This is a genomic window from Thauera sp. SWB20 (assembly GCF_000831325.1).
GTDB lineage: Bacteria > Pseudomonadota > Gammaproteobacteria > Burkholderiales > Rhodocyclaceae > Thauera > Thauera aminoaromatica.
On record NZ_JTDM01000020.1, the window covers coordinates 276,851 to 295,668 of the forward strand.

General features: G+C 72.4%; 2 protein-coding genes. Both read right to left on the reverse strand.

Translation table 11 applies throughout. The features are described 5' to 3' along the window. Positions 1-105 precede the first annotated feature (105 nt). Positions 106-600 carry a histidine phosphatase family protein gene (locus tag PO78_RS15250; protein ID WP_231570753.1) on the reverse strand — a complete coding sequence of 165 codons (495 nt, stop codon included), beginning with the start codon at positions 598-600 and terminating at the stop codon, positions 106-108. Continuing rightward, positions 506-18,784 carry a leukotoxin LktA family filamentous adhesin gene (locus tag PO78_RS15260; RefSeq protein ID WP_331454287.1) on the reverse strand — a complete coding sequence of 6,093 codons (18,279 nt, stop codon included), beginning with the start codon at positions 18,782-18,784 and terminating at the stop codon, positions 506-508. The genes PO78_RS15250 and PO78_RS15260 overlap by 95 nt, the downstream gene beginning before the upstream one ends. Positions 18,785-18,818: the final 34 nt, after the last annotated feature.

The following is an 18,818-nucleotide window of genomic DNA, read 5'->3' on the forward strand; positions in this document are numbered from 1 at the left end:
GTCCATTGTGGGAGGCGGATGTGATCGGCCATTGCGTTCACGTGTAGCCCAAGCGGCTTGCAGATCCAAAGTCGAACTGCAGATTTGTACGCCTCGGGTGCGGCCTCAGCGATTGAACCACCTCAGCACCGTTCCCCAGTCTTCCACGTCGATCCGCGTCACCTGCCCGCAACCGAAGTCCAACCCGATCCAGCGTTCGGGCGGCATGCCCAGCAAGTGCCCGGCAATCGCCCGCAGCGGCCCGCCGTGGGCCACGACGACCAGCGCGTCTGGCAATGGGGGGCAGGCCCTGATTCCCGCCGCATCGGGCGTTCGAGGGGTGAGCCCATGTTCCGCCAGCCACTGCAGCACGCGCGCCGCCATCTCGCGCGGGGACTCTCCGCCCGGCGGCCGAAAACCCAGCGGGTCGGCCGCCCAATCGTCGATGGCGCTGCCGATGTCGGTGAAGCTGCGCCCCTCCCAGTCGCCGAAGTGGATCTCCTTGAGCCTTTCGTCGAGGCGCGGCCTACCCAGCGACTCGGCAAGCAGGCGCGCGCGCGCGAGCGGGCTGGCATGCAGTGCGAAGGATTCGGGCAGCAGCGGGCGCAGGCGCTCGGCCACCGCGGCGGGGGATTCGGCCAGGCCGAGGTCGGTCTGGCCGTAGCAGATTCCCGGCTCGACGGCCGGGCGGGGGTGGCGGATCAGGTGAAGTTGCATCGGGGGCGGGGTGGATGAGATCTGACCCCCCGATCATGCCACGCCCTACCCGATGGTTTTCGTAGGAGCGACGCAAGTCGCGACGCGGCCCCGATGGTTTTTGTGGGAGCGCCGCAAGTCGCGATGCGGCCCCGATGGTTTTTGTGGGAGCGACGCAAGTCGCGATGCGGCGCATGGAACATGCACCGACCTGTCCGTACGCCGCGATCGCGACTTGCGGCGCTCCCATCGGAGTCTCGGGAAGCATGGCGGGGCCCTGCAGGAGCGACGGAAGGCACGGATGCGGGTGGACTACATGAACTCCGCCACCAGCATGAAATGCACCTCGTAGCGCCGGTCCTCGTCGGGCAGGCGGTTGAAGGCGCGGGCGAAGGTGAGGCGGGCGTCCACCCGCTCGCCGAGCGCGGCGCGCACGCCCCAGCCCGCGCTGCCGAGCTGGCGGTGGTTCGGTTCGAGCGAGTTGGGTGCGCGGTCGGGGGTGACGCGGCCGTGGTCGGCGAAGAAGAAGCCGGTGGCGCGCACGCCGGGCAGGCCTTCGCTCGCGGCGAGCTCGCCGAGCGGGTGATGCAGTTCCAGGTTGGCGATGAAGCCGCGGTCGCCCGACCATACGCCCACCGGGTAGCCGCGCACGCTGTACTCGCCGCCGATCTGCAGCTGCTCGCCGCTCGGCAGCGGGCTGTGGCCGCTGTGCTGGTAGTTGAGGCTGGCCTGCGCCGACCAGCCCGGGGCCAGGGCGTGGACGCGGCGCACGAAGGCGCGCCCGAGCGTGTAGTTGCTGCGCTCGAAGCCCTTGGCGCGGCCGGCGGTGAGCGTGTAGGTGGCGAGCCAGTAGCCGTGGTCGTCGGCGGCCTGGTGTTCGACGCCGAGATGGCCGTCCACCGTCTGGGTTTCCTGCAGCGGCACGCTGCTGATCCAGTTGCGCGTCTCGCGGCGCTTGCTGCCGAGCACCAGGTCGGTGCGCGAGCGCTCGCCCAGATGCACCGGCTGGCGCAGGGCGATGATGGTGCCGGTGGAGCGGCCGCTGATGTCGAGCTCGCGCAGCGGGCCGTCCTCGATCTCGACGTGGTCCTTGTACGCCGCTAGGCTCAGGCGGCCGCCGCTGCGGTTCACCGGGAAGCTGTAGCCGATCGAGTAGCTCTCCTGCCCCTTGGCGCCGACCACGCCCAGGCTCAGTTCGTCGCGGAAGCCGAGCAGGCTGCGGTTGGTGTATTGCAGGCCGGTGCGCCATTCGCCCGAGCCCTCGCTGCCGCCGTTGTCCAGGCTCAGCCGCAGGCTGTGGCGCGGCGGCTCCTCGACGAGGATCTTCAGGTCCGAGGTGCCGAATCGCTGCCCCGCAGCCAGGTCCGCGCGCAGCTGCGCGTCCTGGGTGCGGTTGAAGCGGCGCAGGTCCTGCTCCAGCACCGGCAGGTCGACCAGCTCGCCGGGGACGAGGCCGATGCGCCGGGTGATGAATTCCGCGTCGGTGCTGGCGTTGCCCTCTACCGCGATCTCGCCCACGCGGCCTTCCACCAGGCGGATGTCGACGACACCGTCGGAGACGTCCTGCGGCGGGATCACCGCGCGCGCGGTGACCACGCGCCGTTCGCGGTAGGCCGCGTCGATGCGCGCGGCGAGCTCGCGCAGCTCGGCGAGGCTCACCTCGCGCCCGGTGTAGGGCCCGGCGAGCTCGGCGAGCGCCTCGGCGGGCAGGATGGCCGACTCGGTGAAGCGGATCTCCCGCACCGTGAAGCGCACCGCCTCGCCTGCCGGGGGGGCAGCCGGCGGCGGTGCGGCTTCGCGCCGGACCGGATCGGTGATCTCGCGGCGCTCGAGCTGTTCGAGCTGGCGGCGGCGCTCCTCCTCGTCGATCCGGCGCTGCTGCAACGCGCCGGGATTCGCCGCCGAGGGCAGGGTCTGGGCCAGGGCGGGGGCCGCCGAGAGCGCTGCAGCCAGGATCAGCATGGGTTTCACGATTGCGGGCTCTCCACTGGAGGGGATTGGTCGTTTCGGCCTCATTCTCCCTCCGTTCCGAGCGCGACGGGGGTGGGGGCGATGCGGACCAGGCTCTCTTCCCCGTCCTCGCGGGGCGCTCCGGCAGCCGGCGGGGCGGAGATGGATGTCGGCGAGCACGCGCTCGGTGTACTCGACCACGCTCGCCAGCGGGCCATCGGGTCCGCGCACCTCGTGCGAGGCGCGACGGTCGATGACGAAGCTGTCGGTGGCGATCAGGTTGCGATCGAGCGCCAGGGCGAAGGGGGCCCCGCCGGAGTAGAGCTGCACGTCGTAGCCCTGCAGGCGGAAGTTCTGGCTGGTCGATCAGCAGCCGAGTTTGCGGATTGGTGACGACCATGCGCTCGCCGACCTGGAAGCGATCGACCTGCAGGGTGCCGAGGGGCAGGTCGAGCCGGCCGGTTCGAGCGGCGATGTCGTCGAAGTGGAATCCGCCCGGGCCGCTCAGCGTCAGGTCCGCGACCGAGGCCATCCCGCCGCCATAGCCCCCGATGGAGCCGACGATCGGCGCGCCACCGCTGGCGAAGACCCGGGCGACGATGTCGTTGCCGCCCAGTCGCAGGCTGCGGCCGGCGTCGAGACGATCGATGTCGAGGCGATCGCGCGCGCCGAGGTCGACGTCGCGGGCGTCGATCGAACCGATGCGAGCGTCGCCGTTCTCCACCCGGAGCCCGAGGTCGCGCGCGTCGATCGAGCCGATCTCCGCATTGCCACCCTGAACGCCGAGTTCGACGTCGCGTCCCGCGATGGCGCCGACGCGCAGGTCGCCGCCATCGGCCGCGAGCCGTACGTCCTCGGTCACGCTGGTGACGGAGTCCGCACTGATCGAGCCGGCGGCGCGGATGTCGATCTCGCGTTCGGCGCGTACGTCACCCATGGCCAGCGAACCCGGCGAGTCGAGGTGGATGAGGCCGCCGGAGTCGGCGTTGAAGTGGAGCACGTCGATCTCGAGCGGGTTGCCGCCGATCTGGCCGCCGGCACGGATCGTCAGGGTGGCGGCGGGGGCGGTGCGAGCGATGATGTCGAGGCGCTTGTCGCCACCGTCGAGCACGCTGCCGAAGGCGTCGATGAGGATCGCGCTCTCGGTCGGGTTGCCGGTGAAGATGCCGGTGATGACCGCGTCGCCACCGCTGCGGGGCGCGTCGGGTGCAGCCTGGTGGCCCACGGTGCGCAGGTCGATGGTGCCGACGTCGACCTGGATGCGCGCCGCATCTGCGCCGTCCGCCGATTCCTGCATCAGCAGGTCGGAAGCCTGCAGGAACACGCCGAGGGTGGTGGCGTGGATGTCGGCGAACGGGGTCAGCACCATGCTGGCGCCGGACACCAGGCTGATCGGGCCCGGCCCGGTGACGCGGCCGTCGATGAACATGAAGGTGGCCGAGGACAGCGCGACGGCGTCGCCCGACGTGACATTGGCGATGTTGAAGAACTCGCCCATCGGCCCGTTCAGGTGCGCACCTTCGCCGAAGCGAGCGGTGCTGGCGGAGATGCGCCCGTCCTCGTGCGAGACCGCGACATCGAACGGATTGACGGACGAGCCGATCGCCCCCGTGCGCGAAGCCAGCGCCACATTGCGCGCGAGCAGATTGAGCTCGGGCGCCAGGGGCGCCTCGGTGAACTGGAAGTCGAGGATGGCGCCGCTGGCGTCGAGGCGTACGTCGCCGAGCGCGAACACCGTGTCGACGAAGAGGCCCGACTCGGCCGCGACCCAGGCGTGCCCACCGGCGCGCAGGATCAGGCCGGCGTCGGGCGAGGTGAGCTGAATGCCGAACGGGGTCAGGAACAGCCCGTCGGGGTCCAGCGTTCCGCCGATGCCGGCGCTGGCGGCCTCCAGGATGAGGCGGCCGCCGCTCTTCACGTTGACCGCGTCGGTCGCGCTGGCGAGACTGCTGAGGCCGCCCGCCACCTTGATCCGCGTCTCCCCGCCGGCGACGATGCGGTCGATGCGCAGGTCCTGCTCGGCGCCGATCAGGACATGGCCGCCCGCCCGCGCGCTCAGCGCGCCGTCGGGCGCGACCGCGAGGTTCACCGCCTGCGGCGGGCGCAGGGTGACGATGCGCGGGTTGTCCGGGTCGTCGACCTGGGCGTCGCCGCGTTCGGCCGCGGCCAGCGCGGCGCGCTCGGCCTTGCTCAGGGTGTCGATGCCGGCGGTGGTGTCGATCACCAGGTCCGGACCATAGGCGCCGATGTCGCCGTCGGCGATGAGCGTGACCTTGCGGCCGACGACGTTGGGTTCCTGGATCGTGGTGACGGTGTCGGTGACCTTCTTGATCAGGCCTGCGCCGACCGACAGCAGCAGCTGCGCCTCGGTCCAGCTCGAGCCGCGGGTGATCGCGGCACGCTCGGCGTCGGTGGCGACGTAGCGGAAATCCTCGTCGAAGGCGGTGGTGTAGCCGCCGACCTCGGCGTGCAGCGCGTGGTACTGCGCGCTGCGGTTGGCGGCGAAGGCGGCGATCTCGGCGTCGCTCATGCCCGAATCGGCGAGCACCCGGCGCTCGGTGGCGGTGGGCACGTACTGGTATCCCGGGTCGTAGGCCGCGCCGCCGTCGGCCTGGCGGCCGCGGAGCTGCCAGTACAGGCGGTAGTTGTTGCTGCGACCGTTGGCGAAGGCGGCGACCGCCTCCTGTGCCTTGGCATCGGCGCCCACTGCGACGCCGTCGTTCGGGTCGGGGTCGGCCTTCACGCGCAGGCGCAGCTCGTCCCACAGCGCGGCGAGCTGGTCCTCCGTGCGCGTGTCGACCGAGCCGTAGGGGTTGTTGTCGATCGCGCTGCCGCTGGTGCGGATGCGCACGTCGCCCGCGCCCGACTCCACGCCGATCAGCAGCAGATCGCCGGTATAGGTGCCTGCCGCCGCCGGGTCGGGGTCGGCCTCGTTGGCGAGGTGGATGTTGCCGCGCGCGCGCGCCGACAGGCCGTGGCGGGCGAGCACGTCGGGGTCGAGGCTGGTGCTGTCGCCGCTGCGGATGCGCAGCGGCGTGCCGTTGCCGGCCTCATCCAGCGTGCCGATGCGGCCGTTCTCGGCGACCAGGTCGATGCGCCGCGCCTGCACCAGGGCGTCGGCATCCTTGGCGAGGATGTCGCCGGCGGACTCCAGGGTCACCCTGTCCACCCCGGCGCTGCCGATGCGGCCCACGTTCAGGTTGCCCACCACCTGATCGAGGTGGATCGAGCCGCTGGTGGTGTCGGCATGGACCACGCCGCCTTCGAGCTGGCGAATGCGCAGGGCCTGCTGCGGCTCGCCCGCGGGCGTCGTGCTGCCGATGCCGGTGCCGGCCGACAGCTCGATCGTGCGCCCGCCGACGGTGGCGGTCGCGTTGCCCTGCGACAGGTGGCCGTCGGTGTCGACCGAGGTCGTGCCGCTGCGGTTGTTGAGGCTGCCGGCGAGCACCACGTCGCCGACCGAGTCGATGGCGATGCGGGCGGTGTCGAAGCCGATGTACTCGATCGGGATCGGGTGGTCGGCGCGTACGCTGCCGGTGACCGTGGTCTTGTTGCCGGTGGTGACGAAGTACTGCATGTAGTACGTCGCATTGGCGCACAAGGTCCACCAGTTGCACTTCTTCCAGCTCGCACCCTGGGTGACGGACCGGAAGCCATTGACCGTGGTCGTCGTGGGCACGAACGCGTCCGGGTTGGTCAGGCTCTGCACGCGCAGGAACTCGCCCTGCAGCAGCGGATCGAGGGTGTTCGCGGTGGTGCCGACCCTGTACTGGTCCTGCACCGGGGCCGCGGTGATGCCGAACCAGCCGTTCTGCGAGTACAGGTACTCGTCGGTGCGCACGGAGTTGAAGCCGGTGGCCATCACGTAGCGCAGGTTGGTCGTCGGCGTGTAGGCATCGACGCCGCTGCGCGCCTCGCCCGCCGCGCGCGTGAAGGTGCGCGGCGTGCCCGGCACCGTGTCGCCACTGGCGTCCACCGACAGGTCGGTGATGACGATCCTGCCTTCCGCGCCGCGCCCGGCGTCGAGCGTGTTCACCCGCAGGGTCTTGCCGCTGTCGTTACGCACCTCGATCTGGCCGTAGCCGTCGAGCACGCGCAGCTTGCCGCCGCCGGCCTTGGTGTTGAAGATCTGCCCGAACAGCTCGATGTAGCCGCCCTGCACCTGCACGCCGGCGAGCTCCAGGCGGTCCTCGCGCGCATTGTAGTTGACCGTCACCTGCGTCCATTGCCCCTGCTGCGCGGACGTGAGGCCGCTCACCGAGGCGTTGGAGACTTTGAAGAACTCGGCGCCGGGCTGGGCGCGCGCGCTCGGGTCGAGCGCTTCGTACCAGGCCTTCGCCGTGGCGAGGTCGACGCTGCTGCCGTCGGGCAGCTCCACCTGGGCCTGCGCGGGGACGTGCACGCCCCACTCGGGGAGGCCGCTCTGGATGGTGCCGTTGATGTTGAGGTAGCGCGCCGCGACCAGCACGCTGCCGTTGGCGACGATGCTGCCGCTGCCGCTGGTGTCCTGCACGATGGAGCGGGTCCCCCCCGAGCCGACCACCTCCTTGAGCGGCGAGGTGGCCACGTGGGTGAAGCTGTCGGTGTAGCTCTGCACGAAGTCGCCGTTGAGGGCCTGCACCTCGACGCTGTTGGCCGCGATCGACGCGGTCTGCTCGAGCCGGATGCCGCCGGCCTCGCTGTGGATGCCGACCAGGCCGCGCAGGTTGGTGATCGCGTCGGTGAGCACGATGTCGGGGGCCACCGGCGCCACGCCGGCGCCGATCGCGCGCGTGGCGTCGGCGTCGTCGAGCGGATTGAAGCGGTTCTCGACCAGGATGGCGGGGGCGTCGCTGCCCGCCTCGGCGGTGACGATCCGCGCGAACGCGGCCGTGCCCGCGCCGCGGTTGATCGCGGCGATGCCGGCGTTGTCGCGCACCTCCACGCCGTTGAAGACCAGCCGGCCACCCGCGTCCGAGGCGATCTCGAGCTTGCCCAGAGTGAGGAAGGACGGCCCCTCGTTGATGATGTGGATGCCGGCGTCGCCCGGCGCGTCGAGCTCGCCGGTGCCGGTGAGGCGGTCGGCGCGCACGTCGATGTCGCCCAGCCGGGCCACGCTGTCGCCGATGCGCAGGAACTTCGCCTGCAGGCCGGCGCCGCTGGCATCGCCGTAGTCGCCGGCGGCGATGCCCTGGCGGATCTTCCCGACCGTGGTCTCGAGGCTGCCGATCTCGGTGTTCACCGCGGCGATCTGGGCATTCTTGGCGTCGAGCGGCGCGTTGTTGAGGGCGATCTGCTGGTTGTTGGCGGTGATCGCGCGGTTGTTGGCGTCGATGGCCGCCTGCCGGGTGGCGACCTGGCCTCGCAGGGCGGCGAGATCGGTCGCGTAGTCGTCGTCGTCCGGATCCAGCGCCGCGATCTGCGCGTTCAATCCCGTGATCTGGTTGCTCAGCGTCGTGTTTTGCGCCGTCCGCGTGCCGTTGTCCTCGTCGAGTGGCTGGTTGAGCGTGGCGACCTGGCCCTCGATCGTGGTCTTCTCGGCCTGCAATTGCGTGCGCGTGGTGCGCAGGCCGCCCAGCTGTCCATCGAGCGCGCCCACGCGGTCCTCGGCCATCTGGCGCGGATTGCTGTCGTTGAAGCCGGGCTCGTCCGGGTTGCCGCCGAAGCCCATCTCGTGGAGTTTGTGCTCCAGGAAGGAGATCTCCGCCCGGTAGGCCGCGGTGGCGATCGCCGCATCGCTGGTGGTGTCGCCCGGGCCTACCGCATAGTCGCGGATCAGCGCCCGCAGGGTCTCGATGCGCGCCAGGATGTCCGCGTAGATGTCCTGCATCCGTGTCGATGCGATGCCGATGCCGTCGGTCTGCTCGATCACCGAACCGTCGTAGTCGATGTGCAGGCGCTGCCTGCGCTCGATGCCCACGCGCGCGGTGCCGCGGACGTCGACCGTGCTGTCCTGGCTTACGCCGGAGCGTCCGGTGCGGGTCTCGAAGGAGACGTCGCCGCCGCCGAAGAGGTTGCTGAACCAGCTCGCGATCGCCGCCAGGGTCTCGCGGTAGATGTCCTTGCCGATGCCCACGCCCGAGGCGCCCGCCGAGCCTTCCACGGCGTGCAGGGCCACGTTGCGCACCGCGGCCACGTCGGCGCCGGCAGCGACGCTCACCGCGCTGCGGCTGGTGACGAAGGCGTCGGCCACCGGGTCGCGGTTAACCGGGATCGCGGTGTTGTTGAAGACGTCGGTGCGCGCGCTCGCGCCGAGCGCGTTCGCGGTGCCGTCGCTCGCGGCGCCGGCCGCCAGGCGGATGTTGCGTTCCGAACGCAGATCGGCGTCGCCGATCTCGATGCGGTTATCGCCGTCGTACACCGCGGTGCTGCTGCCCTCGGGGGCGACGCCGACCAGGCCGTAGACGTCCACCGCGCTCTGCGAATGGAGATTTGCGCTGGTCCGCGAGCCCATCGCGATGTCGCTCTCGCCCGTGGTCTCGACGTGGGCGCCGTCGCCGACGCGCACGGTCGCGGCCGGGCGTTCGCCCGCGTTGCAGGCGGCGTGCTCCGGCGGGCACACGGTCGACACGACCGACTCGCCGCTCGCTGCCGACACCGCGCCGCCCGAGGCCATCTTGACCCGGTCGCTGGCACCGATCTCATTGCGCGCATCGACGCGGATCCCCGGCGTGGCGGCATTGCCGCTCGTGGAGAAAACGGTCGCGCCCGCGCCGATCCCGGCGAGCGTGTCCGCGAGCAGGATCGTGCGGCTGCCGGCGGCGGGGAAGTCGGCGAGCCCGCCCGAGCTCGACTCCACGTTCCAGTCCGGGCGTGCCAGGCCCGTGCCGGCGAGCAGGCCGGCAGGCGCCCCCTTGCTCAGCGTCGTGCTGGCGTCGAGCTGCACCGTTCCGGCTTCGATCTCGCCCTCGGCGCCGATCGTCGCGGTGGTGGTGGCGCGCGCGAAGTTCTCGGTCTGCGCGCCGCTCACGCCGACCAGCGATGCGTTGGTGTTGCTCATCCAGGCGTCGAAGCTGGAGCCCTGCGTCGCCGCGAGCGTCAGGCTGTCGACCGCGATCGTCGCCGGGTCGCCGGGCTGACGCGCGGCCTTGCTGCCGGTCGTGGCGCTCGTCCTGCTCACGGTCGTGGTGTAGCTCGCCGAGAACGGCACCGAGACCAGCCCGCCGGCACCGGCCACACCGTAGGCATGGTTGGTGGCCTGGCCGTCGGCGAGCACGTTCAGCGTGCCGCCCTCGACCCGGACATGGTCGCCGAGCGCGGCATGGCTGTCGGTGTTCGAGCCCGCGCTGGCGGTGTTGGCGCCGACCGCCACGAAGCCCGCCGACACGCCGGACACGTAGGCGAGCTGGGAGTGCGTGTTGTGCGTCTGCACGGTGGCGGTGCCGCTGATCTTCAGCGTGCTGTCGTCGCCCACCCTGGCGTTCACCGCGGCGTCGTTGAAGGCGGTGGAGCGCGAGGCGTTCGCCCCCACCAGCAGGCCGCCGGCGGCGCCGCTGGCGCTGGCGAAGGCGCTGCGTCCGCCGCCGGCGGGCAGGACCTGGTGCGCGGCCAGTGTGAAGTCGGCGGCGTCGATGAGGCTGCGTTGACCGATCGTGGCGGACACCGTGGGTGACAGGGTGGCGCGCGCGATCGAGGCGCCGACCGCCCCGCCCAGGCTCACGTTGATGCCGGTGGCGTCGGCGCGTGCCGCGCCGGCGCTGTTCGCGTCGACCTCGACCGTGCGGGCGACCTTGATCCGGGCGTCGTCGCCGATGCTTGCGGAGACGTTCGTGTCGACCACCGCGTCGGCCACCGTGCCGCTGGCGGCCAGCCCGAGCCCGCCCTTGGCGGCGAGCGCGGTGGCGACGGCGGTGTGGCTGGCGTCGGCGAGCACATGCAGCTCGCCGACCGTGTCGCCTGCGACCTGGCCGATGGCCACCTCGTCGCCGATGCTGGCGGTGGCGCCGCCACCGATCGTGCTGCCGGTCACCGAGGCCCCCGCGGCGACCACGCCGACGCTGACGCCGGTGGTCTCGGCCTCCAGTCTGCGGGTGTCGTCGGCCGCGATGTCGACCGCATTGGCACGCTCGATCGCGACCTCGTCGTCGAGGCCGGCCTGCACCGCGCCGGTGGAGCCGATCAGTGCGACCGCCGCGTCGACCGCGACGATGCCGCCGGTGCCGGCGAAGGCGGTCACGTCCACATCCTCGTCGAGCGCCGCGGTCAGGCTCACGCTGCCGGCGGCGCCGGCACGCAGGGTGCTGCCCCGGCCGACGGAGGCGAGGGTGTCGTTGTCGAAATCCGCGACCCCCACGCCGGCGCCGAGGCCGATCGCGCCGATGGCGAGGGCGCCGTCGAGCGCATCGAACTCGACGTCCGTGCGTGCGTCGAGGTCGATGTCCCTGCCCGCCTCGAGGTCCGCATTCTCGCCCACGAAGGCGGCGGTACCGGCGGGCAGGGTGCGGGTTTCCGCCGCGGTGAAGCGGCCGCTCGCGGCGAGTGTGCCACGCTCGTCCTCCACCCGATCGGCGGCCTCGCCGATGCGGCTGTCCGTGTAGCTCCCGAGCAGGGTGGCGACGCTGCCGTCGGTGGCCTGGCCATCGACATAGCTGCCGGCATCGTCGTCGCCGGACTCGAGCCGGCCCTGCGCCTCGTCGCCCAGCCCACCGCCCACGGAATACACGCCGACGCCGCCGGCGAGCGCGCCGATCCCCCCGGCGGCGCTCACCACGTAGCTCTCGATGTCGGTGTTCGCGAGCGCGCTCACGCCGATGTCGCGCTTGGCGCCCACTTCGGCGCGGTCGCCGATCCAGGCGGTGGTGTCGTTGCGGATCACTCCCACATCCACGCCGCCGGCGATGCCGGCCGCGCCGACGCCGAGCGCGCCGGAGACGTTGAAGAGCGCCAACTCGTTGCGCGCACCGACGTTGACGTCCTGCGCCGCGTCGGCGTCGCCACCGCCCCGGTTCACCCGGGCGTCCGCGCCGATCCAGGCCGCGGTGTCCGAATCCACCGTCGCCACCGACACCGCGCCGGCGAAGCCGAGGTAGAGCCCGCCCGCGGCGGCGGCCGAGACGGTGAACAGATCCTCGCTCGACTCCGCCTGCACCTGCACGCCGCGCGCCGTGGCGGTCTCGTCCACGCTCTCGCCCGAGCGCACGACCAGATCGGCGGTGTCCTTGCCGAGGGCATCCACGACCGCGCCCGCGCCGATCCAGGCGCGCGTGTCCTTCTCGATCAGCGTCACGCCCACGCCGGCGCCGACTCCGCCACCGCCGATGCCGAGCGCGATCGTGCCGGCGACCAGGGTCGTGGCGGTGTGGTCGTCCGCCTTCACGCTCACGTTGCCGCCGGCGGCGACTTCGGCTTCGTCGCCGATCGAGGCCGAGGTCGCGTTGTCGAAGCTCAGCACCGACACGCTGCCCGCCACCCCGACCGTGCCCGAGGCGCCCAGGCTGGCGCTGATCGAGACCACCTCCTGACCGGAACTGGCGGCGACCTCGACGTCGCGGCGCGCCTTGACGTCGCTCTGCTCGACGATGGCCGCATGGGTGGCGTGCCGCATCGCCGCCACATCGGCGCCGACGCCTACGCCCACCGTGCCCGAGGCCGACAGCGCGCCGGCGATGCCGAGGTGGAAACTGTCGTTGCCGGCGGCGACGCGCACCGATTGCGCGGCGTTGGCGCCGGTGTTGTCGGCGTTGACCTGCACGCCGGTGTGGCTGGCGCCCTCGGCGAGCGCGATGCTGCCGATCGAGGCGCGGGTGTCGGTCTGGTGCACCGACACTTCGCCCGACAGGGTCACCGCCGCGGTGCCGGCTGCGGCGCCGGTGACCGCAAAGCCCTTGATGTCGTCGCGGTTCACCGCGGTCACCGCGAGCCCGCGGTGCGCGCTCGTGCTCGCGCTGCTGGTGCGTGTGGCGTCGAGCGCCGCGCTGCCGCCGGCGAGGTCGTTCTCGCCGTCGGAGGGGGTGATGCCGGGGGCGGCGACCTCGCCTTCACCCGCAGCCGTGGCCGCGTAGTCGATGTCGAAGCCGCCGTCCGCCACCTGTGCCGCGGCGGCGTTGCCGAGCGCGCTCGCCGCGGCGCCGTCGTCGATCCAGGCGTGGGTGGTCTTGTCCACCACCGCGACCGCCGCGCCGGCGCCCACCGCCGCGGTCCCCGCCGCGCCGATCGCGCCGGCGAGCAGGTCGAGGTCGCTGTCGGCGTCGGCCGCGATCACCAGGTTGCCGTCGGAGAACAGCGCGCTGCCCGTCTTCACCGAGGCGAGCGTGTCGATGTCGAGCACCAGCACCGAAGCCGAGCCCTGCACACCGGCCGTGCCGCCCGCGCTCAGGCCCACGCCCACCGAGCGGATCGCCTCTGCGCTGCTGGCGCCCACCGCGAGGCTGTCGCCGCTGCGGGCGATCACGCCCTCGCCGATCCAGGCCGCGGTCTCCTTGTCGATCACCACCACGTCGGCGGCGCCGCCGACGCCGGCGGTGCCCCCGATGCCTACCGTGCCGACGATGGACAGCAAGTCGGTGCGGGCGTGCGCGTGCACCGCAAGGCTGCGGCCCGCAAGGGCCGCGCCGCTCACGCCCTGATTGATGCGTGCGCCGTCGCCGATCCACGCGTAGGTGAGCGGGTTGTAGTCGTTCACTGCCGCGGATGCGGCTACGCCCGCGGTGCCGCCTCCGGCGCCGCCGACGACGACCGAGGTGACATCCTGCACCGCGGTGCCGCACACGCCGATCGAGCCCGCCGCGGCGACGTCGGCCGCGGCGCCGATCGAGGCGCGAGTCTGGTTGTCGACCAGGAAGGTGCCGGCGGATACGCCCACCCCGGCGGTTCCGCCCACGCCGGCCACTCCGGCGACGCCGAGGGCATCGAAGGTGTTGCCGGCGTCGACGTCGATGGTGCCGTCGCTGCGCAGGAAGCTGCGTGCGCCGGTGGCGGCCTCGACCTGGTTCTCCGAGTCGATCAGGCTCAGCACGCCGCCCACGCCGGCCTTGCCCGCGGCGGCCGCGCTCGCGGTGACCGCGGCGAGATCCATCGCGGCCGTGGCGTCGATGTCGATCGCGGCGGACTGCTCGATGCGCGCGTCCGCGCCGATCGTGGCCCGGGTCTGGCTGCGGTTGACGATGTCGGCGCTGGACAGGCCCACGCCGACCTTGCCCGCGGCCGACACGCCGCCGGCGAAGGCGGTCGCGGAGGACTGGTTGGCGGCTTCCAGGTCGACCATGCCGCTGGTGTTCACCCGCGCGCCGTCGCCGATCGTGGCCTCGGTGCGTTCGTCGAAGACATTGACCGAGAACGAGCCGGTGACCGCGACCTGCTCGCCGCCGGCGCCGGCGATGGTCTCGGTGTAGTAGTTGCTTTCGCCGAGCAGCACCTGCAGGTTGGCCTCGGTGAAGCGGTTCTCGAGGTCGTCGAGGATCGTCCAGTCGAAGCTCGGCGAGCTGTTCAGCAGATGGTTGCGCCCGGCGAGCTGCAGCCCGGCCGCGGTGACTTCGGCCTGTTCGCCGATCCAGGCATGCTGGCTGTTGTTGGCGCGCAGGATGGCGATCGAGGCGCCGACGCCGACCTTGCCGGCGAGCGCCGCGCTCCAGGCCTTGGCCGCGAGCTTGCTGGCGTTGTCCGCGGTGATGCTGACTTCGCCGGCGTACTCCCCGGTGGTCCGATCGCCGATGCGGACGCCCTCGCCCAGCGAGGCGGAGGTGGTGGATTGCGACCATGCCACCGCAAGTGCGCCCGCGATGCCGACCTTCTCCGCCCCGGCGCCCGCCACGCCTTCTGCGGCGAGCTTGTTGGCGAACTCCGCCGAGGTGTTCTGCGACGATCCGGCGGCAACTTGCACGCCCGCCGCGTCCGCGACCAGCGTGCCGTCGCCGATCGTGGCGGCGGTGTCGTTGCGCGCGATCGCCAACCCGACACCGACACCGATGCCGACCTGGGCGCTGCTCTCGAGCTTGGACACGTCCAGGGTGTTGCCCAGGCCGCGGGCGCTGAAGTCGCTCTGGTTGTGTGCGCCGATCGCGAGTTCACCGCCGACGTCGAGGCGGACGGCAGGGTCGCTGTCCGCCCCCTGCGCACGCCCGACGTCCGCGCGCACGTCGTCGTCCATGACCACCGCGCCCACCGCGGCCGCCACCGCCAATTTGTTGCTGTTGCCGGTGGTCTGGGTGCCCTCCTGGGCGTCCTGGTTGTCCTTCAGGGTCGAGCTGGTGCTGGCCTTGTCGCGCTCGGCGGCGGTGGTGTCCTCCTCGGCCTTGCCGCCGGCGGCGCTGGCCTTGGCCACCGCCTCGTAGCTGCGCGTGGCGTCGGCGTCGATGGTGAGATTGCCCTCCCCGCCGCTGGTGGTCGTCTGCAGCGAGCGCTGCAGGCTGGCGGTGGTCGTGGTCGTGCTGAGCACGATCGCGCCCGAGGCGCCGATGCCGACCTTTTCCGATTCGGTGTCGCCCGTCGCCTCGGCCTCGTGCTCGCCGGTGGAGGTGGCGCGGATCTCGACGGCGCCGGCGGCGACGATTTCGGTGCCGGCCTCGACCACGGCGGCCGTGTTCAGCTTGAGGTCGGACAGGGCCACGGCGGCGTCGAGCGCCACGCTGCCCGCAGCGCCTGCCTCGGCGGTGGCGCGGGTGTCGCTGCTGGCGTTGGCGATCACACGCAGCTTGTCGAGGTCGGTGATCTCGGCGCCGCGCCGGATGCGTGCCCGCACCTCGTCCTCGCGGAAGAGGTTGAGCGCGACCGAGGCACCGACGCCGAAGTCGCCGCCGTCGACCGGCTCGTCGGGCAGGGCGGTGGCGCTGGTTTCCGTGGTGCTGCCGGCTTCGAGCTCGACATCGCCGCCCTCGGCGTCCACGCGCGCGCCTTCGAGCACCTCGGCGCGGGTGTGGGTCTCGAGCAGGTTGAGCGCGAGCGCGCCGGCGATGCCGACCTTGCCCGCGCCGGCGCCAGCCTTCGCGCTCGCGCTGAAGCGGTTTTCCTCGTCGTCGCCGAGGATTTCCGTGCCGGCGTTTACGGCGATGCCGTTCGCGGTCACCTGAGCGTCGCCGATCCAGGCCAGGGTGTGGGTCTCGATGCTGTTGACCGCGGCGGCGGCGCCGATGCCGACCGTCGCCGTGCTCCCGGCCGCGCTGCCATCGGCCTCGGCTTCGGCGTCGGTGTTGCTCCAGGCCTCGACCGCGAGCCGGCCGCCGGCCTGCAACTCGATGGCGCTGGCGACGTAGGCCTCGCTGCGGCTGTCGAGCGCGTTCACCGCGACCGCCGCGGCCACGCTGAGCTTGCCCTCGCTCGATTCGGCCGAGCCCGGCTGCTGGGTCTTGCTCGCGCTGCCGTCCTTCTGCTTGTCCTGGGCGAAGCCGGACTGGCGCTGGACCTCGAGGTCCACGCCGTCCTCGGCGCTGCTGCCGTCCTCTTCCTCGCCCTTGCCGCCCTTGGCGCTCGCGCTCGCAGTCGCCGAGCCCTTGTGGGCGTTGTGCGCGGCCACTTCGATCGCGCCCGGGGTGAACACGTCGCGCTGGATGCTTGCGCTGACGCGTTCGGTGAGCACATTGACCGCCACGGCGATGCCGATCGCGGCCTTCTCGCCCTCGGCGCTGCCCGTGGCCGAGGTTTCGACGGTGCTGGAATGGGTGGCGGTGACGCCGACCTTGGCGCCGGCCTGCACGCGTTCGCCGCTGCCGATCACGGCATGGGTCTGGTTGTCGACCACCGCGACCGCGGCCACCGGGGTGGCGGCGATGCCGCCCTCGGCGCCAGCCTCGGCCTCGGTGTGGACGAGGTAGTCGCCGACGGCCTCGACCGTGACGGCGCCCGGGTTGATCAGGCGCGCGCCGTTGGCGAGCTCGGCGCGGCTCTCGTTGGCGACGACGTTGACCGCCACGGAGGCGCCGATGCCGAGGATGTCGCCGCTGGCGGTGGCGTCCTCGGCGGGGGTCGCGCTGGCCGAGGATTCGCTGCGGTGGTCGCTGCCGATGCGGACGGTGCCGCCCTTCGCGTCGGCGCTGCCGGTGATGCGGGCGCGGCTGCCCGCGTCGATGACGTTGAGCGCGAGCGCGCCGGCCACGCCGACGTCGCTGGCACCCGCGCCCGAGGTGGCGGCGGTGGTGAAGCCATTGATCTCGTCGCCCGTGGGCAGGGTTGCCACGACCTCGATGCCCTGTGCGTCGGCGCTGCCGCCGATGCGCGCCTCCGCGCTCGTGCGCGCGAGGTTGAGCGCGACCGCCGCGCCGACGCCGACGGCAGCGCCGGTGCTGCTGCCGTCGGCGACTACGTCCGCCTGGGTCAGTGCCTCGCTGCCGACCGCGAGCATGCCCTCGCTGGTGGCCGCCCGGGTGGCGTCGAGCGCGGCCAGGGTGGTGCTCTCGAGGTCGCTCACCGCCACCGCCGCGGCAACGCTGACACTGCCGTCCGAGGTCGAGGCCTCGTCCTCGTAGTCCGCGAGCGTCTCCTCGGTCTTGCTCGTGCCTGCCGGCTGCGGGCTGGCGCCGCCGGCCGCGGCCTTGGCCGAGGTGGTGACGCGGGTATCCGACTGCGCGTGCACGCCGACACCGGTCTTGCCGGCCAGGCGCGCGTTGTCGGCGGTGCGCGCGCGGGTGGTGCTGCGCACCACGCTGACCGCCACGCTGCCGCCCACCGCGCTGCTGCCCGCGGCCGAGGCGTCGACCGCCGCGTCCACCGTCGTGCGGTTGCTCGCGACGAGCTCGGTCTTGTCCGCCGTGCTGGCGAGCTCGGCGTTGCCGAGCAGATCCACGCTGGCGGTGGTGTCGGCGATGACGATCGCCGCGCCGGCGTCGGCCGGCAGCGCGCCGAGGTCGGGCAGGCCGGGACGGGCGTCGATGGTCGTGGTGGTGGTGGCGCCGAGGCGGGCGGGACCGGCGCTGGTGATCCGGGTGTCGCCCTGGACGCGCACGCTCGCCGCGACGTCCACATCGACCACCGCCAGCGGCACGACATCCGGGGTGGCGATGGCGGCGGTGGCGGTGGCCTCGAGGGTGGCGCGGCCGCTCGCCTCCAGCGTGGATCCGTCCACCTCGATCGTCGCGCTCGTGGTCTTGGTGACCAGCGGCGCCAGCGTGCTACGGTGTTCCGCGCTCGCCTGCAGGTGCAGGTCGCGGCCGGTGAGGGTCGCGCCGCTCGCCTCGATGCGCGCCGCGGTGTCGGACAAGGCGTCGAGCGTGCCGCCGACGGCCTGCGCCTGCAGCGTCACGTCTCCGCCCGCGTGGGTGTCGCTGCCCGCGGCGAGCAGCTTGCCGCCGCTGCCGATGCGGATCGTGGGCGCACGCAGGGCGATGTCGCCCGAGGCGGCGATCGACACGCCGCTGCGCAGGCTGGCGTCGTCGCCGACGTTCACCCGGCGCGAGGAGACCGTGCCGGTGAGCTCGATGCCGCTGTCGCCGACGATTTCGATGCGGCCCTGGTTCTCGACCACCGCGCCGCCCGTCGCCAGGCCGTGCACGTTGACCACGTCGCTGAAGTCGGGGGCACCGCCGGCGAACTTCGCGCCGCTCAGCACCTTGCCGCCCACCGTGATCGAGCCTGCGGACAGGCCGACCTGGTCGGTGGCGTTGACCTCGCCGTCGATGCGGATCTCGGCCGCGGTGTTGCGCGGCGCGCGGCCCTCGACCAGGGCGGCGGCCGAGGCCTCGGCGCCGCCCGGGGCGTCGAAGAAGTCGTCGACGAAGCGCTGGCTGGGCGTGGACACGTGCAGGCTGCCGACGTTGACCTTGCCGCTCGGGCCGACGACGACGCCGTGCGGGTTGGCGAAATAGACCTTGCCGCCGATCCGGCCTTCCTTGATGGCATTGAGCATGCCGTCGATCGTGGTCTTCTGGTCGCGCACCAGATTGATGAGCGCGGCGGCGCCGTCGGGCAGGTGGAGGTTGGCGGTCTCGCCGCTGCCGACATTGAAGCGGCTGAAGGAGTTGACCGCATTGCCGTTGCCGAGGAGGCGGTCGGTGTTGCGGACGTCGGCGGCGTTCGTGCCGAGCGGGCTCACGCTGGTCGCGGTGCGGCCGTCGGGGACGATGTCGACCGCCCACGCCAGCTCGGGCACCAGGCCGTGGCTGACGATCAGCGCGCAAGTGACATGGACGACGATTTCCTTCAGGCGCGGCGCAGCTGCGACCGGCTCGGGCTCGCGATGGTGATGCATGGCTTGTCTCCCCCTGCCCCTCTTGTCGAGGGCGCGGAGCCGCGCTTCAGGTCGGGGCTCCACCATGCTTTCCGCGCACGCCTGAAGACGTGTCCGACTT

Bases quoted from the DNA above. Each gene is read 5' to 3' on its own strand.
- PO78_RS15260 (WP_331454287.1), bottom strand. From the start codon at position 18,784: ATGGTGGAGCCCCGACCTGAAGCGCGGCTCCGCGCCCTCGACAAGAGG.